Raw genomic sequence first — 21,413 nt, 5'->3', positions numbered from 1 at the left:
CGGTACGTCGGCGCCGGTGACCGGCCACCAGTGCAGGGTGCGGTACTTGGTCTCTTCCTTGACCGTCTCGCCGCTCCACGGCGGGGGCTGGACGGGCGTGGTCGCCGAGCGCAGCTGGATGCGCTGCACGGTGCTCGGGTCCAGGCCACGGTGCTCGGCGAGCCGGAGCATGGCGATGCGCTTGACGTAGGCCTCGGAGAGCAGGCCGCGCGGCCCGGTGGGCTCGTTCTGGGCGTCGTGCGAGCCGCTGAAGAAGTCCCAGGCGCGCCGGAGTTCGTTCTGCGCGGTGTGGCTCGGCAGCAGGTTGCCGCGGATGTTCTCGGCGTCGAAGGCGGTGAGGTCCACCCAGCCCCCGCGTTCCCGCTCGCCGGAGGGCCCCCGGGTCTCCACCCGCGCGTGCACCGCGATGTTGTGCTGGAGCGGGTTGGGCGCGAAGAGCTTCCAGTTCTGCTCGAACTCCGGGTAGATGTAGCCGTCGATCGCATCGTCGTACTGCCGCGAGACGGTGTTGGTGGGCGCGACGTGCAGGAAGACCATGCCCAGGTGCACCATCACCCCGGAGGCCAGCAGCGCGAGCACGCCGATCAGTACGGCGGCGGAGGAGGTGCTGAGCACCAGGTTGCCGCCGGCGTCGCGACGCGGCGGCTGCGGCGGGGCGGACGGCGCTGCTGCCGGCGCCGGAGCCGGTGCCTGCGCCTGCGCGGTGTGCGGGACCTTCGCGGCGGGTATCTCGCGGCGCTCGTCCGGCCGCTCGTCCGGCCGCTCGTCCGGCCGCTCGGTGGCCGACTCGGCGTCTGCGGCCCGCTCGTTCCCGGCGGCTGCTGCGTCCGACGTCCCGGCGTCCTCGCCCGACGCCGACGGTTCCGTCCCCTGCGGCTGCGCTGCCGACGCGTCCGCCGGTACGTCCACGACGCCGCCCGCGTCGTCCGGCTGCGGCCCGCCCGCCGTATCGTCGACCGGCCCGTCGGCGTCCGGCCCCTGGCCCCGCGAGCGGCGCTCGGGCGGCTCTGGGTCTCGCTGCATCTCGTCCCCGGTTTCCTCGGTCTGCTCCCCAGAGGTTAGCCACCGTCTTGACACCCTGTACCGCCGCCGCCCACCATTGAACCGAACGATCGGTCGGTTGTATTGCCGCGGGCAAGGGAGCTCAGCCATGACGACAGTGCTGCCGGAGCGCGGTTCCGGCGGGGAGAGGCCCGGCGGGCAGGAGGCCGGCGCCCTCGGCGTTGCCGACCACCTCGCGATGTTCGACGCGGCCATCGCGGCCGACGAGCGCATCGAGCCCCGCGACTGGATGCCCGACAAGTACCGCTCCGGCCTCATCCGGCAGATCGCCCAGCACGCGCACTCCGAGATCATCGGCATGCAGCCGGAGGCGAACTGGATCACCCGCGCGCCCTCTCTGCGCCGCAAGGCCATCCTGATCGCCAAGGTGCAGGACGAGGCCGGCCACGGCCTGTACCTCTACAGCGCGGCCGAGACCCTCGGGGCGGACCGCGACGACCTGCTGGACAAGCTCCACACCGGTCGCCAGAGGTACAGCTCGATCTTCAACTACCCCACGCTCACCTGGGCCGACGTCGGCGCCGTCGGCTGGCTGGTGGACGGCGCCGCGATCACCAACCAGGTGCCGCTGTGCCGCTGTTCCTACGGTCCGTACGCGCGGGCGATGGTGCGGGTGTGCAAGGAGGAGTCCTTCCACCAGCGCCAGGGGTACGAGCTGCTGCTCGCGCTCAGCCGCGGTACGCCGGCACAGCACGCGATGGCGCAGGACGCGGTGGACCGCTGGTGGTGGCCGTCGCTGATGATGTTCGGCCCGCCCGACGCAGAGTCCTCGCACTCCGCCCAGTCGATGGCCTGGAAGATCAAGCGGCACAGCAACGACGAGCTGAGGCAGCGGTTCGTCGACATCTGCGTACCGCAGGCCGAAGCGCTGGGCCTGACCCTCCCCGACCCCGACCTGCGCTGGAACGAGGAGCGCGGCGTGCACGACTTCGGCGCGATCGACTGGTCGGAGTTCCAGGAGGTGCTCCGGGGCAACGGCCCGTGCAACGAGCAGCGCGTCACCCAGCGCCGCACCGCGCACGAGAACGGCGCCTGGGTGCGGGAGGCCGCCGCCGCCTACGCCGCGAAGCAGGCCGCCCGCACTGCGGCCGACACCACCGACGCCGGTGCGGCCCACCCCGCCGGCGCGGATTCCACCGGTCCGGAACAGCACACGGAAGGCGGGCCGGCAGTATGACGGTCGAGCAGCCCAACACCCCTTCTCCGCAGGCCGGTTGGCCGCTGTGGGAGGTGTTCGTACGGTCCCGTCGCGGACTGTCGCACACCCACGTCGGCAGTCTGCACGCGCCGGACGCCGCGCTCGCCCTGCGCAACGCCCGCGACCTCTACACCCGCCGCAGCGAGGGCGTATCGCTGTGGGTGGTGCCGTCCGCGCAGATCACCGCCTCCTCACCGGACGAGAAGGACCCGTTCTTCGAGCCGGCGGGCGACAAGCCCTACCGGCATCCGACGTTCTACGAGGTGCCCGAGGGGGTCCGGAACCTGTGAGCGCGTACGAGCAGCCGCCCGGAGGCGGCACACCGGGCCCGGAGCACCGGGCCGCGCTTGCGCTGGGCGACGACGCGCTGGTGCTCGCCCAGCGGCTGGGGGAGTGGGCGGGGCACGCGCCCGTGCTGGAGGAGGACGTGGCGCTGTCCAACATCGCGCTCGATCTGCTCGGCCAGGCCCGCACCCTGCTCTCGTTGGCCGGCGACGAGGACGAGTTGGCGTATCTGCGGGAGGAGCGCGAGTTCCGCAACGTCCAGCTGGTCGAGCAGCCGAACGGCGACTTCGCCGACACCATCGCGCGCCAGCTGTACTTCTCCGTTCACCAGGAGTTGCTCTACGGCCAACTGGCGGGCGGACGGGGCGAGTTGGCAGAGCTGGCGGCGAAGGCCGTGAAGGAGACCGCCTACCACCGCGACCACGCCGAGCAGTGGACCCTGCGGCTGGGCGACGGTACGGCGGAGAGCCGGCGGCGGATGCAGAGCGCGCTGGACGGCCTGTGGCGCTACACCGGCGAGCTGTTCCAGCCCGTCGAAGGGGTGCCGGCCGACTGGGAGGCGCTGGCGAGCGGCTGGCGGAACGTCGTCGGTGCGGTGATCGAGCAGGCGACGCTGGCCGTGCCCGAGGGGCCGCAGTCCTCGGCCTGGTCCGCCGGTACGGGCCGACAGGGCGTGCACACCGAGGCGTTCGGGCGAATGCTGGCGGAGATGCAGCATCTGCACCGCAGTCACCCGGGGGCGTCGTGGTGACGCACACCGCCCGGCCGACCCGCCCCGAGCCGGGCACCCCGACGGCCGCGGAGACCCCGGACGTCCCGGAGACCCCGGACACGCACGCACTGGAGGCGGAGGCGCTGGCGCTGGCCGGGGCGGTGCCCGACCCGGAGCTGCCGCAGCTCAGCCTCGCCGACCTCGGCGTCGTACGGGGCGTCGCCCGGCAGCGGGACGGCGTCACGGAGGTCCGCCTCACCCCCACCTACACCGGCTGCCCCGCCGTGGAGACGATGGCCGAGGACATCCGGGAGGCCCTGTCCGCGCGGAGGTTCGGCACCGTGCGGGTGGTGCGGGTGCTCTCCCCCGCGTGGACCACCGACGACATCACCGACGAGGGGCGCCGCAAGCTCGCCGAGGCCGGTATCGCGCCGCCGCGTTCCGGCGGACCGGCCGCCGACGGGCCCGTACCGCTGTCGCTGGCGATCCGCTGCCCGAACTGCGGCAGCGTGGACACCGAGTTGCTCAGCCGCTTCTCCTCCACCGCCTGCAAGGCCCTGCGGCGCTGCACCGCCTGCCGCGAGCCGTTCGACCACTTCAAGGAACTGCTGTGATCTTTCATCCGCTGCGGGTTGCCGAGGTCGAGCCGCTCACCGACGACGCGGTCCGGATCACCTTCGAGGTGCCGACCGAGCTGTGGGAGACGTTCCGCCACCGACCCGGTCAGCACCTGAACCTGCGCCACCGCGACACCGACGGCCGGGAGGTGCGCCGCTCGTACTCGATCTGCGCGCCCGCCACTGCCGCGCCGGCCGCGCCCCTGCTGCGGATCGGCGTACGACGGGTCGAGGACGGCGTGTTCTCGACCTACGCGCTCAAGGAGCTGGCGGCGGGCGACACCGTCGAGGCGATGCCTCCCACCGGACGCTTCGTGCTGGAGCCGCGTCCCGGACACTTCGCCGCGGTGGTCGGCGGCAGCGGCATCACGCCCGTGCTCTCCATCGCCGCCACGCTGCTGGAGCGGGAGCCCGGAGCGCGCTTCTGCCTGGTGCGCAGCGACCGGACGGTGGCCTCCACGATGTTCCTGGAGGAGACGGCGGAGCTCAAGGACCGGTATCCCGACCGGTTCCAGCTGGTCAACGCGCTCTCCCGGGAGGAGCAGCACGCCGGGCTGCCGTCCGGCCGACTGGACCGGGAGCGGCTGGCCGCACTGCTGCCCGCGCTCCTGCCGGTACCGGCGGTGGACGGCTGGTTCCTCTGCGGGCCGCTCGGGCTGATCCGCTCGGCGGAGGCCGTGCTCTCGGCGCTCGGGGTGGAGCGGGAGCGGGTGCACCAGGAGGTGTTCCACGCCGGCGAGGAGACCGTGGCCGCGCCCCCGGGCGGCTGGACCGCGCCGGGCGGGGCCACCGTCACCGCGACCCTGGACGGACGCAGCGGCAGTTGGCCGGTGCGGGACGGCGAAACCGTACTGGAGACCGTGCTGCGCAACCGCGCCGACGCCCCGTACGCCTGCAAGGGCGGTGTGTGCGGCACCTGCCGGGTGCGCGTGACCGCCGGCGAGGTGCGGATGGAGCGCAACTACGCGCTGGAGGAGGAGGAGTTGGCGTCCGGCTTCGCGCTGGCCTGCCAGTCGCACCCGGCCACCGCGGCGGTCTCGGTGGACTTCGACGCCTGACCCCCGCCCGGGGGCCGGCCCCGGCCCCCGGGTCCGGAACGGGGCACGCCCGCGCCCCGACTCCCGTACGCCCAGGGCGCGTTCACCGCGAGCACGTCACGGCACGTACGGCATACGGCACGTACGGCGCGGGGGTCACGGCACGTACGGCGCGGGGGTCACGGCGCGTACGCGCGTACGGCGCCGAGACCGTTCACAGCACGAACGGGTCGCCGCTGTCGCTGGTCATCGGCCGGTTCGCGGCGTCCCAGGCGAGCATTCCGCCGTCGATGTTCACCGCGTCGAAGCCCTGCTGCACCAAGTACTGCGTGACCCGGGCGGAGCGTCCGCCCACCCTGCACATCACGAACACCCGCTCGTCGCCCGCCCGTTCGGCGACCTCGCCGAACCGTGCCACGAACTCGCCCATCGGAACGTGGAACGCGCCCTCGACGTGCCCGGCCGCCCACTCGTCCGGTTCGCGGACGTCCAACAGCAGCCCGTCCGCGGGCACTTCACCGGCTGTCACGGCCGGTACCTGCTGTCCGAACGGCATATCAGCTGCGCCTCTCGTCTGCGTGGTCGTGTGCGGTGTGCTGCCCCTCGGCTGCCTGCCCCGCGACGGCCTGCTCCGCGCCGTCGGTGCCGGAGGGCGCGTCGGCGGCGGAGGCGGCGTCGGCGGGCCGCTCGTCGGAAGTGTGCCCGGCCGCCTCGCGGTTCAACTCGGCGAGCCGGGCCTCCTTCTGGGCCACCTGCGCGTGCAGCTCCTCGGAGATCTCCTCCAGCAGCCCGTCCGGGTCGTCGGCGGCGAGCTTCAGCATCGAGCCGATCGCGCTCTCCTCCAACTCCCTGACCTGCTGCGCCAACCAGTCCTTGCGCTGGGCCAGCCACTCCAGCCGGGCGTACAGCTCCTCGGCACGGGTGAGCAGGTCCGGCGCCTCGCGGGGGCCGGTCGCCCACTCCTCGGCGAGCGCCGCCAGCTGCGCCTCGTCGCCGTCGGCGTAGGCGCGGTTGACCCGGACGATGAACTCCTCGCGGCGGGACCGCTCTTCGGGGTCCGCGCTCAGGTCCGGATGCGCCTGGCGGACCAGGTCGCGGTAGATCTTGCGTGCCGCCTCGCTCGCCCTGACCCGCTTCGGCGGGGCGACCTGCTCGCCGGACAGCATCGCCAGCGCCTCCGGCGACATCCCGTCCTCCTGCACCCAGCCGCCGAGCAGGTCCTCCAGGCCGGGCATCGGAGCGATCGCGGCGCGCGCGGTGCGGGCGGCCCGCAGGTCCTCGGGGTCGCCGGTACGGGCGGCGACGGCCTCCGCGATCAACGCGTCCAGCTCGTCCATGCGCCGGTAGACCGGCCCGAGCCGCTGGTGGTGCAGCCGGGAGAAGTTGTCGACCTCGATACGGAAGGTGTCGACCGCGATCTCGTACTCGATCAACGCTGTCTCGGCGGCGCGTACCGCCCGCGCCAACCGGTCGGTGGCGGGCTCTTCGCTGCGCTCATTGCTCACCGGGCCACCCTACGCAACCGGCGGCACCGGCCGCCGGGCTCCCCGCGACAGCGCTCTTCCCCGGCCCTCACCTGCTCGCACGGCGAAGACCGAAACAGCACGGCCGGAGAGGCGCGGGGCCGGGCGTCAGCGGCGCCGGACCCTCGCCGGACGGTGCGGACCGGGGACCCTCGCCGGACGGTGCGGGACCGGGGATCAGCGACGCGCACCGGCCCGGCCCGCTACTCCCGGAACGCGTCCGGGCACTTGCCCTCGGCGCCCGGGAGGTGCTCCTCGGCCCAGCTGGTCAGCGCGACCATCGCGGGCTTCAGCGCCATCCCGGCCTCGGTGAGCCGGTAGGAGACCCGCAGCGGCGGGCCCTCCTCCACCCTGCGCCGGACCAGACCGAGGGTGGCCAGCTCGGCCAGTCGGTCGGAGAGCATCCGCTCGCTGATACCGGGGACCGACCTCCGCAGCTCGGTGAAGTGGCCCGGGCCGGTCATCAGCGCGGCCAGCACCATTCCGCTCCACCGCTTGCCCAGCACGGCGAAGACATGGTTCACCGCGATCTCGGGCGCCGAGCAGCCACCGGGCTGCCCCGCGTCGCGTACGCCCTCGGCGGAGGGCTCTCTCTGCTTGGCCATGCCCCCAGGGTACTGGAACCACACAAGCGACTTCAAAAAAGTAAGTAGCTGTGTTACCAATAGAGACGTCGGAAACTTCACTCCCTTACGAAGGAGCCACCCCTCATGGCCACGCTGCTGCACATCGACTCCTCCCTCAACGGCGACAACTCCGCCTCGCGCGCCGTCACCGCCCTCTTCCGCGAGACCTGGCAGAGCCAGCACCCGGAGGGCAGGGTGATCTACCGCGATCTCTCCGCGCAGCCGGTACCGCACGTGGACGCCGCCTCCTACTACGCCGGCTTCACCCCGGCCGAGGAGCGCACCGCGGCGCAGGTGGAGTCCTACGCGCTGACCGAGGAGCTGCTGAGGGAGATCGAGTCGGCGGACGCGGTGCTGGTCGGCGCCCCGCTCTACAACTTCACGGTGCCCTCCTCGCTCAAGGCGTGGATCGACCGGATCATCGCGATGGGCCGCACCTCCGGCACGGAGAACGGCACGCTGGCCGGCAAGCCCGTCACGGTCGTCACCAGCCGCGGCGGCTCATACGCCGAGGGCACTCCCCAGGCGGGCAACGACTTCCTGACGCCCTACCTCCAGCACATCTTCGGCACCAGCCTGGGCATGGAGGTCGACTTCATCGTGCCCGAGCTGACCCTGGCGCCGACCGTGCCGGCGATGGCCGAGCTCATCCCGCTCTTCGAGCAGTCCCGCGAGCGGGCCCACGAGGAGGCCAGCTCCAAGGCGAAGGCCCTCGCCGCGAAGCTCAGCTGAACAACCCGACGGCACGGAGCCGCCAGGCCCGAAAGACCCGGCCCGGCCACCGTCGAGGCGCCACGTGCGGTGAGGCCGCCTCCCTCGTGGGAAGCGGCCCCACAGCGCGTCCGGCGGCGCTCACGGCACCTCCGGCGGCGCTCACATGCGTCGCAGGACCGCCTGCTTGGCGGCGGCGAACTCCTCGACGGTGAGGATGCCGTCCCGGTGCAGCTCGCCCAGCTCACGCAGCCGGCGCAGCAGCGCGTCGTGGTCCTCGGCCGGCTCCCCGCCCGGCGCGGAGCCCTGCCCCTCGGCCGGAGCGAGCGCCTTGGTGAACGAGGTGGCGGCCGGTTCCTCGACGGCGGCGGACACGACGCCGGAGCCCTCGGACGCGGACGGGTGCGGCAGCCGTGCCTGCACCGCGGCGGCCACCAGCACCATCAGCGGATCCTTGCGGAAGCCGTACAGATCAACGGCGTTGGGGTCGTGCTTGGGCGGCGCCTTGGTGGTGGCTCCTCGCACGGTGAAGCGCAGATGGCCGTTCTCCCAGCCCTGCGAGGGCTGCCACTCCACCGCGAGGATGTCCTCCAGCGGCAGCACGTTGGCCCCGAAGGAAGCCTTGGCCTCCTCGGTCTTCCAGTTCCAGTCCAGCCGCACCGTCTCGCCGTCGAAGGTCGCGCTGCCGTCCCCGGCGGACGCCGTCGCGGGCAGGGCGGGGCCCGGCATCAGATAGCGGTCGCTCGGGCCGGAGGGCACCTCCTCCAGCACCATCGCCTGTCGCACCGAGTCCACCAGGTACTCGGCGACACCGCCGCGGTCCCCGCGCACGGTGAGCTGGTACGGGTCGGAGGCGTCGTCCCACTTGCCGCCCGCGACCTGGGTGAGCGGGTCGGCGCCGGCCCGGATGCGCAGCCGCAGCCGGCGCTTCTTCTTTCCGGGCTCGTAGGAGATGCTCGCCAGCGCCTCCACGGGGACGGTGATCTCACCCAGCGACTTCCGCAGCAGGCTGACGCCCTTGTCGCCGCCCGGAACGATGCGCAGCATCTCTCCGTCGAATGTCCAGGTCCCGTCGCTCTGGATGATTTCCGCCATAGCCCGATTGTCGCACCAGCGACAGGCACCCGGCCCCCGGTTCCGCGGCCGAACGCCCCGGCGCGGACCGGGCTTTCGCGGAGCCGGCGGGTCCGCTCCTACCGGCTCGCGAGGTGGAAGCCGTGCACCGTGTGCGGCATGGTCGGCAGCACCGAGTCGTGCCGGCCGTGCGCCGGGCCGCGCAGCACCCTGCGGCAGTGGGCGTGCTCGTACGGGTCGGCCACCGCCTCGACCGGACCGGCCGCGGTCACGGTCCGGCCGCGCCCGCTCACCGCGTTCACCTCGTCGACCCGGCACGTGACCTCGGCGTCCGGCTCCGCGATCTCCTCCGGTGCGGGGGCGGGCACGATCAGCCGTCCGTACTCCGGCAGACGGGCGGCCGGGCGCAGCGCCGCGGCGCCCCTGCGGGTGTACGCCGGACGCCCGGGCCGCGAACCCGCCAGCAGCCAGACGGCTCGGCGCCGGACATCTCCGCGAGCCTGCGCTCCGCGCCCCTCATCGCAGCTCCCCGCCCCGAACGGCCTCGGCTCGTTCCGCCGCCCCGTCCGCCCCGTCCGCCCCGTCCGCCCCGGGCACGGCGGGTACAGCGGGCACGGCGGGTACGGCGGCTTCCTGCTCGTTCCGCGGCTGCGGCGGTACGGGTTCGTCGCGCAGCAGCTTCGCCGCAGCCGCCCAGGCGAACTCGGCGGTCGCGAACTCCCCTCCCGCGGCCCGTACCTCCTCCAGCACGCCCAACGCCTCCAGCACCGGGCGCTGCTCCTCCCGCACCCCGGAGACCAGCACCGTCACTCCGCGTTCCCGCAGCTCCCGCAGCGCTCCGGCGAACACGGTCGCGCCCGTGGTGTCGACCACCGTCACCGCCGACATCCGCACGATCACCACCCGCGCCCGCGGCACCTCGGCGAGCTCGCGCAGAAAGCCGTCGCCGGCGGCGAAGAAGAGCGGACCGCGCAGCCGGTAGACGGCGATGTGCTCGACGGACTCGACAGACGAACGGTCGCCCTCGGCCGGTGCGTTCCCGGCACGCGGCGCGGCCGGCACCCGTTCGATGCTCGCCTGGCGCGCGACCGCGCGCAGCGCCAGTACGCCGGAGACCGCGATGCCGATCAGCACCGCCTGCACCAGGTCCAGCGCCAGCGTCGCCGCGCAGGTCAGTACGAGCACCGCGCCGTCCGGCTTGGAGGCCCTGGCCAGCAGCCTGGCCGTGTGCAGCTCGGCCATCCGCACGGCCGTGGCGAGCAGCACCCCGGCCAGTGCGGCCAGCGGAATGCGGGAGACCAGAGGAGCGGCGGCCAGCACGACCACCGCCAGGAAGACCGCGTGCGACAGCGCCGCCAGCCGGGACGAGGCCCCCGAGCGGACGTTCACGGCGGTACGGGCGATGGCGGCGGTCGCGGGCACCCCGCCGAAGAGCGGCGCGGCCAGGTTGGCGACCCCCTGGCCGAACAACTCGCGGTCCGGGTCGTGGCGTTGGCCGGTCGTCATGCCGTCGGCGACGGTCGCGGAGAGCAGGGACTCCAGCGCCGCCAGTGCGGCGACCGCCACCGCGGGCGCCAACAGTGAGCCGACCGCGGAGAGTTCGAGGAACTCCAGCGAAGGGGCGGGGAGCCCGGCGGGCAGATCCCCGATGGGAGCGGCGTCCAGCGGCGTCAGCTCCACCAGCAGCGCTGCGGCGGCGACCGCGAGCACCGAGAACGGCACGCCGGGGCGCAGCCGGCCGCCGGCCAGCATCAGCACGGCCACGCCCAGGGCGATCCCGGGGGCCGTCCAGTCCGGCGAGCCGGCGAAGTCCGCGACCGCCCGCCACGCGACCGCGACGACTCGTTCGCCCTCGGGCACCGGCACTCCGAGCGCGCCGGGCACCTGCTGGAGCGCGATCACCAGCGCGATGCCGATGGTGAACCCCTCCACCACCGGCAGCGGCACGTAGCGCATCACCCGGCCCGCCCGCAGCAGTGCGAGCGCCAGCAGCATCAGCCCGGCCAGCAGCCCGACCGTCAGCACCCCGCCCGGCCCGTGCTGGGCGACGATCGGCAGCAGCACCACCGTCATCGCACCGGTGGGACCGGAGACCTGGAGGTTGGAACCCCCGAAAACGGCGGCGAGCGCACCTGCGACGATCGCGGTGACCAGGCCGGCTTCCGCTCCGAGCCCCGAGGCGACCCCGAAACCGAGGGCGAGCGGCAGCGCGACGATCGCCACAGTGAGCCCGGCCAGCAGGTCGCGGCGCGGAGACCGGGTCATCGCCCTGAAGTCGGCTCCTGCGGGGAGGAGTTGGCGCGCCGCGCTCATCGGGGGCGCCCCGAGGCGGTCGCCGCCTCCCCGCGCAACTCGGCGAGCAGGGCGTTCCGGTCGGAGAGCATCTCGGTGAGGATGCGGCGGGCAGCGGCCATCAGCTCGGCGACATCGCCGCCGGCAAGCTGGTAGACGACTGTCCCGCCCTCCCGCTCCGAAAGGACGATCCCCGAACGCCGCAGCACCGCGAGCTGCTGCGAGAGGCTGGAGGGCTCTGTGTCGATCTCCGTCAGCAGCTCGCGCACCGCCTTCGGCCCGTCCTGGAGCAGTTCGAGGACCCGGATGCGGACGGGGTGGCCGAGCATGCGGAAGAACTCGGCCTTGGCCTGGTAGAGCGGGACGGGCATCGGGGCTTCGCTTTCTGCATCGGAGCGGCGGACCCGCGGGCGGATGTACGGGCGGGCGACGGGCGGGCCTGCGGGAGGGCGCCCGCGGAGCACGGTTCGCCGCACGGATCCACCATCTTCACACATGAAGAATTCTTCAATTCGCCAAGTCGGCACATCTTCGCCGGAGCCCGTCCAAACACGCCGAAGCACACGGAAGCACGCCGCTCCCCGCCGGCGGACACCGACGGACGCCGAAAGCGCCGGGCGGCGAGCGGGCGAGCCGTGAGCGGACGCTCGGCCCGGCGGACGGACGGAAAGCGCCGGTCAGCAGCGGCCGGGGGCCGGACCGGGCAGCACGCGGCGGGCCGCCGGGGAATGCGGGGTGTCAGCGGCCGAAGGCGGCGAGCAGGCGTTGCGCGGCGAGGGTGGCGGTGAGGGTGCCCGCGCGCACGTCCGCCTCCAGCTCCGGTGCCAGCGCCCGTACGGCCGGGTCGCCCTTGAGCCGGTCGAGCAGCTGGTCGCGGACCATCGCCCACACCCACTCCACCTGCTGGTCCTGGCGTTTGCGGACCAACTCCCCCGTGCCGTCGAGGACTTCGCGGTGGCGCTCGACGCGTTCCCACACCTCGTCGAGCCGCAGCTCCTGCTGTGCGCTGCAGGTGAGCACCGGCGGCTCCCAGCCCTCGGTGCCAGAGTGCAGCAGCCGCAGCGCACCGGAGAGTTCACGGGCGGCCATCCGGGCGTCGCGTTCGTGCGGCCCGTCCGCCTTGTTGACGGCGACGACGTCGGCGAGCTCCAGCACGCCCTTCTTGATGCCCTGGAGCTGGTCGCCGGTACGGGCCAGGGTCAGCAGCACGAAGGTGTCGACCATCGCCGCGACCGTGGTCTCCGACTGGCCGACTCCGACCGTCTCCACCAGCACCACGTCGTACCCCGCGGCTTCCATCACCACCATGGTCTCCCTGGTGGCGCGGGCGACCCCGCCGAGCGTGCCGGCGCTCGGCGAGGGCCGCACGAACGCGGCCTCGTCGACCGCGAGGCGCGCCATCCGCGTCTTGTCGCCGAGGATCGAGCCGCCGGTGCGCCCCGAGGAGGGGTCGACCGCCAGCACCGCGACGCGGTGGCACTGCGAGGTGAGCAGCGTGCCCAGCGCGTCGATGAACGTCGACTTGCCCACGCCCGGCACCCCGCTGATGCCCACCCGGCGGGCACCGCCGGCGTGCGGCAGCAGCTCGACCAGCAGCCGCTGGGCGAGCTCGCGGTGGTCGGCCCTGGTGGATTCGACCAGCGTGATGGCCCGGGCGATCTGCGCCCTGGAGCCGGCCAGGACCCCGCGGACGTACGCGTCGACGTCGATCTTCGGTGGCATCAGCTCACGTCGCTCACAACTCGAAGGATCTCAACTCGCATCAACGGGCTCCGGAACCACCGGGCTACGGGAGCTCGTGGCCGAGCGCCTGTGCCAGCGCACGCACCAGGTCCTGCGCCGCGTCCGGGATGACCGTACCCGGCGGGAAGACCGCCGTGGCACCCATGTCCAGCAGCGGCTGGACGTCCTGCGGCGGGATGACGCCGCCGACCACGATCCGGATGTCCTCCCGCTCCTGAGCGGCCAGTTCCTCGCGCAGGGCGGGCACCAGCGTCAGATGCCCGGCGGCCAGCGAGGAGACGCCGACGATGTGCACGTCCGCCTCCACCGCCTGCCGCGCGACCTCCGCGGGGGTCTGGAAGAGCGGGCCGACGTCGACGTCGAAACCGAGGTCGGCGAAGGCGGTGGCGATCACCTTCTGGCCGCGGTCGTGGCCGTCCTGGCCCATCTTGGCGACAAGAATGCGCGGCCTGCGCCCCTCGGCCTCCTCGAACGCCTCGACCAGTTCGCGGCTGCGGGTGAGCGCGGAGGAGGGCCCGGCTTCGTCTCGGTACACACCCGAGATCGTACGGATCTGGCCCGAGTGGCGGCCGTACACCCGCTCCAGGGCGTCGGAGATCTCGCCGACGGTCGCCTTGGCGCGGGCGGCGTTGACGGCCAGGTGCAGCAGGTTGCTCTCGGGGTCCTGGCTCGCGCCGGCCTCGGCGGCGCGGGTGAGTGCGCGCAGCGCGTCCTGGGTGGCGTCCTCGTCGCGCTCCTCGCGCAACCGCCGCAGTTTCTCGATCTGCTGGGCGCGCACCGAGGAGTTGTCGACCTTGAGCACATCGATCTGCTCGTCGGAGTCCACCCGGTACTTGTTGACGCCGATGACCGGCTGGCGGCCCGAGTCGATGCGCGCCTGGGTGCGCGCCGCGGCCTCCTCGACGCGCAGCTTGGGGATGCCCTCGTCGATGGCCTGCGCCATGCCACCGGCGGCCTCGACCTCCTCGATGTGCTGCCAGGCCCGACGCGCCAGATCCTGCGTCAGCCGCTCCACGTACGCCGAGCCGCCCCAGGGGTCGATGGAACGGCAGGTGCCGGACTCCTGCTGGAGCAGCAGCTGGGTGTTGCGGGCGATCCGGGCGGAGAAGTCGGTGGGCAGCGCGAGCGCCTCGTCCAGCGCGTTGGTGTGCAGCGACTGGGTGTGGCCCTGGGTCGCGGCCATCGCCTCCACACAGGTGCGGGTGACGTTGTTGAACACGTCCTGTGCGGTCAGCGACCAGCCCGAGGTCTGCGAATGGGTGCGCAGCGAAAGGGACTTGGCGTTCTTCGGCTCGAACTGCGAGACCAGCTTCGCCCACAGCAGCCGGGCGGCGCGCAGCTTGGCGACCTCCATGAAGAAGTTCATGCCGATCGCCCAGAAGAACGACAGCCGCGGCGCGAAGGCGTCCACGTCCAGCCCGGCGCCGCGGCCCGCGCGCAGGTACTCCACGCCGTCGGCCAGGGTGTACGCCAGCTCCAGATCGGCCGTCGCCCCGGCCTCCTGGATGTGGTATCCGGAGATCGAGATGGAGTTGTACCGCGGCATCCGCTGCGAGGTGTACGCGAAGATGTCCGAGATGATCCGCATCGAGGGCTTCGGCGGATAGATGTAGGTGTTGCGGACCATGAACTCCTTGAGGATGTCGTTCTGGATGGTCCCGGCCAACTTCTCGGGCGGCACGCCCTGTTCCTCGGCGGCGACGATGTAGAGCGCCAGGACGGGCAGCACCGCGCCGTTCATCGTCATCGACACGCTCATCCGGTCCAGCGGGATGCCGTCGAAGAGCTGCCGCATGTCGTAGATCGAGTCGATCGCCACACCCGCCATGCCGACGTCGCCGGTCACCCGCGGGTGGTCGCTGTCGTATCCGCGGTGGGTGGGCAGGTCGAAGGCGACCGAGAGGCCCTTCTGGCCCGCGGCGAGGTTGCGCCGGTAGAAGGCGTTGGACTCCTCGGCGGTGGAGAACCCCGCGTACTGGCGGATCGTCCAGGGCTGGTTGACGTACATCGTCGGGTACGGGCCGCGCAGGTACGGCGCGATGCCCGGGTAGGTGCCGAGGAAGTCGACGCCCTCCAGGTCCTCGGAGGTGTAGAGCGGCCGGACGCCGATCCCCTCGGGGGTCTCCCACAGCAGGTCCTCGGGGCTCTGCCCGGTCTCCTTCTCCAGCGCGGCCCGCCAGTGGCCGACGTCGGTCTCGACCTCGGCCGGGCTGTCGAGCCCGACTCCGGAGAAGTCGGGGACAGCAGAACCGGTAGAATCCGCAGGCCCCGCGGAACCTGCCGAGACCGCAGCGCCCGCAGCGCTCGCGGAACCTGCCGAACCGGCCTTGTGGGGCCGGGAGTTGACGTCGCTCATCGCACCGCTCCGTTCGAGGCGTCCGCCGCCACCCGCTGCTCCGCCGGGAGCAGTCCGTCCTGGAGCGCCGTCAGCAGCGCCACCGCGTCCACACCGGCGCCGACGAACTCGTCGACGCCGGCCGCCTCCAGCTCCGCCCGGTCCTCGCCCGGCCGACCGGCGAGCAGCACCCGCCGCGCACCCGCCGCACGGAAGGCGCGGGCCAGCGGCGCCGCCTGCTCGGCGTACACCCGGTCGCTGGAGCACAGGAAGACCACATCGGTGCCGCTGCCGCGCAGCAGGGCCGCCAACGGCCCGTCGGCCGGCGGCAGTCCGCCGGCGCCCCCGGCCGCGTCCACCGGCCGTACGTCGGCGCCAGGCGCCGCGGCCTGCCCGGCGCCCGGGCGGACCTCCTCGGTCAGCGGCTCGATCCCGCCCGCCTGGAGGAGGTTGGAGACGAACGTCGCCCGCGCCGTGTACGCGGCCGGGGTGCCCAGCGCCGCCAGCAGCACCCGGGGGCGTACGCCGGTCGCGGCCAGCGCCGCGTCCGACCGCGCCCGCAGCGCCTCGTACTCCTCGTCCCGGCGGACCCGCGGCAGACCGCCGCCCGGCGACTCGGGCGCCGGCTCACGCCGCACCGGCTCCTCCGCCAGCGCGGGGAACTCGCTGACCCCGGTCACCGGCTCCCTGCGCCGCGCCAGCGCGGTGCGCCGCCGCTCCCAGGTCTCCGCCAGCCGGTCCCGCACGAAGCCGCTGTCCAGTGCGGCCCGCTGGCCGCCCTCGCCTTCCAGCTGCTGGAAGAACTCCCAGCCGGCGCGGGCGAGTTCGTCGGTCAGCCGCTCGACGTACCAGGAGCCGCCGGCCGGGTCGACGACCCTGGCGACGTGCGACTCCTCGATCATGATCGTCGAGGTGTTGCGGGCGATCCGGCGGGCGAAGCCGTCCGGCAGTCCGACCGCGTGGTCGAAGGGCAGCACCGTCACCGAGTCCGCGCCCCCGACGCCGGCGGCGAGCGTGGCGACGGTGGTGCGCAGCATGTTCACCCAGGGATCGCGACGGGTGACCATCACCGGGGACGTCACCACGTGCTGCCGCTGCGCGGCGGCCCCGGAGTCGCCCACCGAGCACACCTCGGCCACCCTGGCCCACAGCCGGCGTGCGGCCCTCAGCTTGGCGACGGTGGTGAACTGGTCCGCGGTCGCCGCGTACCTGAACTCCAGCTGCGCACAGGCCTGTTCGGCACTGAGGCCGGCGGCCGTCAGCTGCCGCAGATACGCCACCCCGGTCGCCAGCGAGCAGCCCAGCTCCTGCGCGGGCGAACCGCCGGCCTCGTGGTACGGCAGCGCGTCCACCGTCATCGCACGCAGCTGCGGACGGCTCTCGCCGAGCCGTACGGCCAGCCCCGCAGCGGCCTCCAGCAGCGCGGAGGTGCGGTCCGTCGCGCCGGTGCGCGCCTGGAGGCCGAGCGGGTCGGCGCCAAGGTTGCCGGCGACCTCCGACGGGGCGACGCCCTCGCGTTCGTGGAGCGCGAACAGCTGCTCGGCCGCGGCCTCGAACTCCTCGCCGGCGTCCAGCACGACGGGGGCCAGGTCCAGATAGACCCCGTTCAGCGCGGTCGGCAGCTCGGCGACCGGGAGACCGGCCGCACCGAGCACCAGCCACAGCGAGGTGACGCCGTTCTCCAGGTCGGCGAGGACCAGTTCGTTCGCGGCGGAGGCGTGCGGGCTGCGGTGCTGCTGACGGACGTCCCACCCGCCGACCGCCCGCCCCTGCGGGCGACCGCCTCGTACATACGGCGCGAAACCGGGCAGACCGGCGGGCGCGGCGGGCGCGTCCTCCGCCGTGTAGAGCGGGTGGGCGTGCAACTCGTCTTCGAGTGGGGTGAACAGCGCTTCCTCGGCCTCGTCCCCTGTCGCGTCGCTCGCGCCGGTCTTGACCAGCACGCCCTCGACGAGACGTTGCCACTCTTCACGAGTGGCAGAGGGGAAGTCGGCGGCCAGGGAAAGCCCGTCGTCAGGCTGGACCGTCATAGCGGCAGGCTAGGCGAGCGCCGGGGCAAGCGGTAGCAGGGCAATTCTGTGACCTTGGACTCGGCGTCACCCATCGGTGACGCGGGTAGACGCCTCTGTCGCGTTCTCCGGTCCCAACGGGCGGCCCTCGTAAGGGATTTCGCCCGTTCCCGCTGCAACGGACCCGGGCACCCCGGACGCGCCCCGGACGCCGGCGGCGGCGCGCCCCCGCCGGTCGCCCGTGGTTCGGCTTCGCCGCATCGGCCCTGCCCGCGGGCCCGGTTGGTCGGGCCGGGCCCGCGGTGGCCTTGACGGAACCCGGCGGGACGGTCGGTGCCGCGTCGCGCCGGATCAGATCGTCCGTCGTGCCACAGCCTCGCCCGTCGCCCCTGTCGGCCGCATCCACCGACGGTGCCGCTCCCGCCCCCGCCGGTCGGCGGGGTGCGCCCACCGAGCACGCACACGAACCCGCGCGAAGACTCCCCAACCGCGCCCGCACCGCACGCGGGCCGGGCCCGCACCTCCCGCGCCCTCGGCGCACGGCGCGGCGGCACCGGTGCGTACGGACGTTCACCGGCGGGGCAGACTGCGGGACGTGAGACGCATCCTCGTGGTCGGCATCGGTGCCGGCGATCCCGAACATCTGACCCTCCAGGCCGTCCGCGCACTCGGTGCGGCGGACGTCTTCTTCCTGCTCGGCAAGGGAGAGGAGAAGCAGGAGCTGATCGACCTCCGCACCGGCATGCTGCGCGACCACGCACGGCCCGGTCACCGCGTCGTCGAGGCCCGCGACCCCGAACGCGACCGCACCCCCGCGCGCTACGCCGCCGAGATCGACGAGTGGCGCCGACGCCGCGGCGATCTGTACGAGGCGATGATCCGCGACGAGCTGGCCGAGGACGGCTGCGGCGCCTTCCTGGTCTGGGGCGACCCCTCGCTCTACGACTCGACGCTGGCGATCCTGGACGACATCCTGGCCCGCGGCCGGCTCGCCTTCGAGCACGAGGTGGTCCCCGGGGTCAGCAGTGTCGCCACGCTCGCCGCACAGCACCGCATCGGTCTCAACCGGGTCGGCCGCGCCTTCCAGGTGACGACCGGCCGACGTCTGGCGGAGGGCTTCCCGAGCGGCGTGGACGACGCCGTGGTGATGCTGGACGCCCGGCACGCGTTCAGCCTCCTGCCGGCCGAGGAGCAGGCGGAGTTGGACATCTACTGGGGCGCGTACCTCGGCACGGACGACGAACTCCTGGTGAGCGGGCCCCTGGCCGAGAAGGCCGCCGAGATCGAGGAGGTGCGCACGGCCGCCCGCGCCCGCAAGGGCTGGATCATGGACACCTATCTGCTGCGCCGCCGCGACCCGAACCCGGGCCCGGACCCCAACCCTGGCCCGAACCCGGACACCAACCCCGGCCCGGACCCGACCCCGGACCCCGGCCGTACGGCCTCCTGATCCGCCGGCCGCGACCCGTACACCGCACCGGAGTCCACCTGCCCCCGCCGGGCGGCGAGCCGACGGTTCCGTACGCGTCCACCGGCTTTCGCCTGCGCCGCGATGAGTTTTCGCCTCCGCGGCGGTCGTACCTCACGAGTACATCGCGCCGCACCTCCCGGAGGACGCCATGCCCAACCGCCCTGCCGCCGAGCCCGAAATCGTCGAGATCGCGGAGACCCCGACCGTGGTCGTACGCGACCGGGTCGCTTTCGTCGACTTTCCGGAGTTCTTCGACCGCAGCTTCCCGCTGCTGGCCGACGCCGTCGTCGCCCAGGGGCTCACCATCACCGGTCCCGCCTTCTCCCGCTACCACGGCGAGATCACCGAAACCGCGGACGTGGAGGCCGGCTTCCCGGTCGACCGGGCGCCCGAGCCGGACGGCAGGGTCACCGCGAGCACCCTGCCCGGCGGTCGGGTCGCCCGCCTCGTGCACGTCGGCTCCTACGACGGACTTCCGGACGCCTGGGCCGCGTTGGGGTCGTGGATCGCCGGGCGGGAACTGGCCGAGCGGGACGACTTCTGGGAGGTGTACACCACCGAGCCCACTCCGGAGACGGACCCGGCCGACCTGCATACGGAGCTCAACAGGCCCCTGGCCTGAGCCCTCCGCGCATACGCGGCGCACGAGGTGCCACGGCTCGGGCGCACGTCTCGTACGGCGGCACGGGGTGCTGCTGCAGACGCGGCAACACCCCGGAACGACAAGAAGACCCCGGCCGAAGCCGGGGTCTCTCTTGGTGCGCGAGGGGGGAGTTGAACCCCCACGCCCTTTCGGGCACTGGAACCTGAATCCAGCGCGTCTGCCTATTCCGCCACCCGCGCATGGGTGTTGTCTTCGACACACACACTCGTCCGGGGACTTGCTTTATCCCGATCAGTGTGGGCGCCTCTCGACTTCGAGAAGATTAGCACGCTCCGGGCGGTGGTTTCACATCCGTATCCCGGCCCCCGTCCCGGGTGCCCGGGCGCTCCCGCCGGGCGCCCCGTACAACTGTCCACAGTCCCGGCGACTGTGGGGGACACTGGCATCGGAGCCCTCTACGATCCCGTGTGACGGGTAACACCCGCTCATCGCACCACGAAGCGGAACCAGTGCATTTCTCCGCGCGTGGATACGATCAGTGGGACTCGTGCGCCGTCGCGGGGCACAGCAGTTCGGTCCAGTGCCGCGAGGGCCCAGCCAGGCCCGTCGCGGCGTACTAGAGCACTAGGCAGTGGGGAAGTAGGTGCATCGTGGGAGTTCTCAAACGCTTCGAGCAGCGACTCGAGGGTCTCGTCAACGGCACCTTTGCCAAGGTGTTCAAGTCCGAGGTGCAGCCGGTGGAGATCGCGGGCGCGCTCCAGCGCGAGTGCGACAACAACGCCACCATCTGGAACCGCGACCGCACCGTGGTCCCCAACGACTTCATCGTCGAGCTCAGCGCACCCGACCACGAGCGGCTCAGCCCGTACTCGGGGCAGCTGGGCGACGAGCTGGCCGGGATGGTCAGGGAGTACGCCAAGCAGCAGCGCTACACCTTCATGGGCACCGTCAAGGTGCATCTGGAGAAGGCGGAGGCCCTCGACACCGGCCTCTACCGGGTGCGCAGCCGCACCCTGGCCGCCAGCGCCTCGCAGAGCCCGCAGGCCCAGCCCGGCCAGTCGGAGCGGCCCGGCGGATGGCCGGGCGGCGGCGCGGGCAGCGGCGGGCCCAGCGGCCCGACGGTCGGCGGCACCTCCGGAGTGCCCGGCGGCGCCCCGCCCATGCCGTCCGGCGCCCCCAAGATGCCGAGCACGCCACCTCCGGCGGCGGGCGCGGGCCCGCTTCCGTCGAGCCAGACGCGTCGCTGGGTGGAGATCAACGGACAGCGCCACCAGGTGACGAGCGCGGCCCTGGTCATGGGCCGCTCCACCGAGGCCGACGTGCGGATCAACGACCCGGGCGTCTCCCGGCGGCACTGCGAGATCCGGCCCGGAAACCCGTCCACGGTGCAGGACTTGGGCTCCACCAACGGCATCGTGGTGGACGGGAAGCGGTCCACTCACGCTACGCTCCGCGACGGCTCACGGATCCTCGTGGGCAACACCACGATCATTTACCGGCAAGCCGAAGGGTGAAGCGGGGGCAATGTCAGAGCTGACCCTGACGGTCATGCGGTTGGGTTTTCTCGCCGTGCTGTGGCTGTTCGTCATCGTGGCCGTCCAGGTCATCAGAAGTGACCTGTTCGGCACGCGCGTGACCCAGCGCGCGGGACGGCGCGGCCCCGAGCGGCCGGCCGCCGCACGACCACAACAGGCCGCCCCGCAGCAGCAGGCGGCGAGCCGCGGCGGCGGTCGCGGCGGACGCACGAAGCGCGGAGCCCCGACCAAACTCGTCGTGTCCGAAGGGTCACTGAGCGGTACGACGGTCGCCCTCCAGGGCCAGACCATCTCGTTGGGCCGTGCACACGATTCAACAATCGTGCTCGACGACGACTACGCGTCGAGCAGACATGCCAGGATCTATCCGGACCGCGACGGGCAGTGGATCGTCGAGGACCTCGGATCCACCAACGGCACCTACCTTGACCGGACCCGACTCACGACACCGACGCCGATTCCGCCCGGAGCGCCGATCCGCATCGGCAAAACGGTCATCGAGCTGCGGAAGTAGACGAACATGACGACCGGAGGGTGGGCACCGTGCGGATGTACCCCGAGCAAACGGGCGAGGTGCGC

The 21,413-nt window shown here is 73.0% G+C and carries 20 protein-coding genes, 1 tRNA gene and 1 pseudogene; 10 read left to right on the top strand and 12 right to left on the bottom strand.

The genetic code is table 11. From position 1 onward, the window contains the following. A partial coding sequence (locus JGS22_RS09715; RefSeq protein WP_216814916.1) for a DUF5819 family protein occupies positions 1-1,023 on the bottom strand: 1,023 nt, incomplete at its 3' end. Between the two features lie 217 nt (positions 1,024-1,240). Here JGS22_RS09715 and paaA point away from each other — a divergent pair. The 5 genes from paaA to JGS22_RS09690 are packed head-to-tail and all read left to right on the top strand — an operon-like array spanning position 1,241 to position 4,932. Beyond that, positions 1,241-2,239: a 1,2-phenylacetyl-CoA epoxidase subunit PaaA gene (paaA, locus tag JGS22_RS09710; RefSeq protein WP_236073671.1), complete on the top strand. Its 999-nt coding sequence runs from the start codon at positions 1,241-1,243 to the stop codon at positions 2,237-2,239. Then, entirely contained in the window at positions 2,236-2,550 is a 315-nt protein-coding gene (gene paaB / locus JGS22_RS09705; RefSeq protein WP_211042507.1) for a 1,2-phenylacetyl-CoA epoxidase subunit PaaB, read from the top strand. Before paaA ends, paaB begins: the two co-directional genes overlap by 4 nt. Next, the gene (gene paaC, locus JGS22_RS09700) at positions 2,547-3,296 is read left to right on the top strand and encodes a 1,2-phenylacetyl-CoA epoxidase subunit PaaC (protein WP_211042506.1); all 750 of its coding nucleotides are present in this window, start codon (positions 2,547-2,549) and stop codon (positions 3,294-3,296) included. The genes paaB and paaC overlap by 4 nt, the downstream gene beginning before the upstream one ends. After that, on the top strand, positions 3,290-3,871 hold the full coding sequence (gene paaD / locus JGS22_RS09695; protein WP_372454219.1) for a 1,2-phenylacetyl-CoA epoxidase subunit PaaD: 582 nt from the start codon (positions 3,290-3,292) through the stop codon (positions 3,869-3,871). The genes paaC and paaD overlap by 7 nt, the downstream gene beginning before the upstream one ends. Next, positions 3,871-4,932, top strand: a complete 1,062-nt coding sequence (locus tag JGS22_RS09690; protein WP_211042509.1) for a 2Fe-2S iron-sulfur cluster-binding protein — start codon at positions 3,871-3,873, stop codon at positions 4,930-4,932. The genes paaD and JGS22_RS09690 overlap by 1 nt, the downstream gene beginning before the upstream one ends. 193 nt (positions 4,933-5,125) lie before the next feature. Here JGS22_RS09690 and JGS22_RS09685 read toward each other — a convergent pair whose 3' ends face one another. The 3 genes and pseudogenes from JGS22_RS09685 to JGS22_RS09675 all read right to left on the bottom strand — a co-directional run bounded on the left by JGS22_RS09685 (position 5,126) and on the right by JGS22_RS09675 (position 7,039). Continuing rightward, positions 5,126-5,467 carry a rhodanese-like domain-containing protein gene (locus JGS22_RS09685; protein ID WP_211042505.1) on the bottom strand — a complete coding sequence of 114 codons (342 nt, stop codon included), beginning with the start codon at positions 5,465-5,467 and terminating at the stop codon, positions 5,126-5,128. Positions 5,468-5,630: 163 nt separating this feature from the next. Continuing rightward, positions 5,631-6,419: pseudogene (locus JGS22_RS09680) on the bottom strand (hypothetical protein); the annotation flags it as partial. A gap of 218 nt (positions 6,420-6,637) precedes the next feature. Then, the gene (locus JGS22_RS09675) at positions 6,638-7,039 is read right to left on the bottom strand and encodes a winged helix-turn-helix transcriptional regulator (protein ID WP_211042504.1); all 402 of its coding nucleotides are present in this window, start codon (positions 7,037-7,039) and stop codon (positions 6,638-6,640) included. Positions 7,040-7,144: 105 nt separating this feature from the next. Between JGS22_RS09675 and JGS22_RS09670 the strand changes: the two genes are divergently transcribed. Continuing rightward, the gene (locus tag JGS22_RS09670) at positions 7,145-7,792 is read left to right on the top strand and encodes an FMN-dependent NADH-azoreductase (protein WP_211042503.1); all 648 of its coding nucleotides are present in this window, start codon (positions 7,145-7,147) and stop codon (positions 7,790-7,792) included. A 141-nt stretch (positions 7,793-7,933) separates the two neighbouring features. Here JGS22_RS09670 and JGS22_RS09665 read toward each other — a convergent pair whose 3' ends face one another. From JGS22_RS09665 to JGS22_RS09635, 7 genes are all read right to left on the bottom strand, one after another. Continuing rightward, positions 7,934-8,866 (bottom strand): DUF4429 domain-containing protein, encoded by a 933-nt coding sequence (locus tag JGS22_RS09665; protein ID WP_211042502.1) that lies wholly within the window; start codon positions 8,864-8,866, stop codon positions 7,934-7,936. 98 nt (positions 8,867-8,964) lie between these two features. Continuing rightward, a complete protein-coding gene (locus tag JGS22_RS09660) occupies positions 8,965-9,213 on the bottom strand; it encodes a hypothetical protein (protein WP_236073095.1) in 249 nt (82 codons plus the stop codon). A gap of 148 nt (positions 9,214-9,361) precedes the next feature. Then, positions 9,362-11,158, bottom strand: coding sequence for a SulP family inorganic anion transporter (locus JGS22_RS09655; protein ID WP_216814915.1), 1,797 nt, complete (start codon positions 11,156-11,158; stop codon positions 9,362-9,364). Beyond that, complete coding sequence (locus JGS22_RS09650) at positions 11,155-11,508, bottom strand: ArsR/SmtB family transcription factor (protein WP_211040913.1); 354 nt, start codon at positions 11,506-11,508, stop codon at positions 11,155-11,157. Before JGS22_RS09650 ends, JGS22_RS09655 begins: the two co-directional genes overlap by 4 nt. 367 nt (positions 11,509-11,875) lie before the next feature. Next, positions 11,876-12,859 (bottom strand): methylmalonyl Co-A mutase-associated GTPase MeaB, encoded by a 984-nt coding sequence (meaB, locus tag JGS22_RS09645; RefSeq protein ID WP_211040914.1) that lies wholly within the window; start codon positions 12,857-12,859, stop codon positions 11,876-11,878. A 64-nt stretch (positions 12,860-12,923) separates the two neighbouring features. After that, a complete protein-coding gene (gene scpA / locus JGS22_RS09640; RefSeq protein ID WP_236073094.1) occupies positions 12,924-15,236 on the bottom strand; it encodes a methylmalonyl-CoA mutase in 2,313 nt (770 codons plus the stop codon). Next, positions 15,233-17,245, bottom strand: a complete 2,013-nt coding sequence (locus JGS22_RS09635) for a methylmalonyl-CoA mutase family protein (protein WP_211040915.1) — start codon at positions 17,243-17,245, stop codon at positions 15,233-15,235. Before JGS22_RS09635 ends, scpA begins: the two co-directional genes overlap by 4 nt. 574 nt (positions 17,246-17,819) lie before the next feature. Between JGS22_RS09635 and cobF the strand changes: the two genes are divergently transcribed. Further along, a complete protein-coding gene (gene cobF / locus JGS22_RS09630; protein WP_211040916.1) occupies positions 17,820-18,674 on the top strand; it encodes a precorrin-6A synthase (deacetylating) in 855 nt (284 codons plus the stop codon). A gap of 169 nt (positions 18,675-18,843) precedes the next feature. Next, positions 18,844-19,317 carry a GyrI-like domain-containing protein gene (locus tag JGS22_RS09625; protein ID WP_211040917.1) on the top strand — a complete coding sequence of 158 codons (474 nt, stop codon included), beginning with the start codon at positions 18,844-18,846 and terminating at the stop codon, positions 19,315-19,317. Between the two features lie 134 nt (positions 19,318-19,451). Here JGS22_RS09625 and JGS22_RS09620 read toward each other — a convergent pair. After that, a tRNA-Leu gene (locus JGS22_RS09620) sits at positions 19,452-19,538 on the bottom strand. A gap of 411 nt (positions 19,539-19,949) precedes the next feature. Here JGS22_RS09620 and JGS22_RS09615 point away from each other — a divergent pair. Both JGS22_RS09615 and JGS22_RS09610 read left to right on the top strand, forming a co-directional pair. After that, on the top strand, positions 19,950-20,813 hold the full coding sequence (locus tag JGS22_RS09615) for an FHA domain-containing protein (RefSeq protein ID WP_211040918.1): 864 nt from the start codon (positions 19,950-19,952) through the stop codon (positions 20,811-20,813). A gap of 10 nt (positions 20,814-20,823) precedes the next feature. Then, on the top strand, positions 20,824-21,348 hold the full coding sequence (locus JGS22_RS09610; protein WP_211040919.1) for an FHA domain-containing protein FhaB/FipA: 525 nt from the start codon (positions 20,824-20,826) through the stop codon (positions 21,346-21,348). Positions 21,349-21,413 lie beyond the last annotated feature (65 nt).

The organism is Streptomyces tardus, from assembly GCF_018101125.2.
GTDB lineage: Bacteria > Actinomycetota > Actinomycetes > Streptomycetales > Streptomycetaceae > Streptomyces > Streptomyces tardus.
This window is presented reverse-complemented; position numbering and strand designations above follow the sequence as displayed.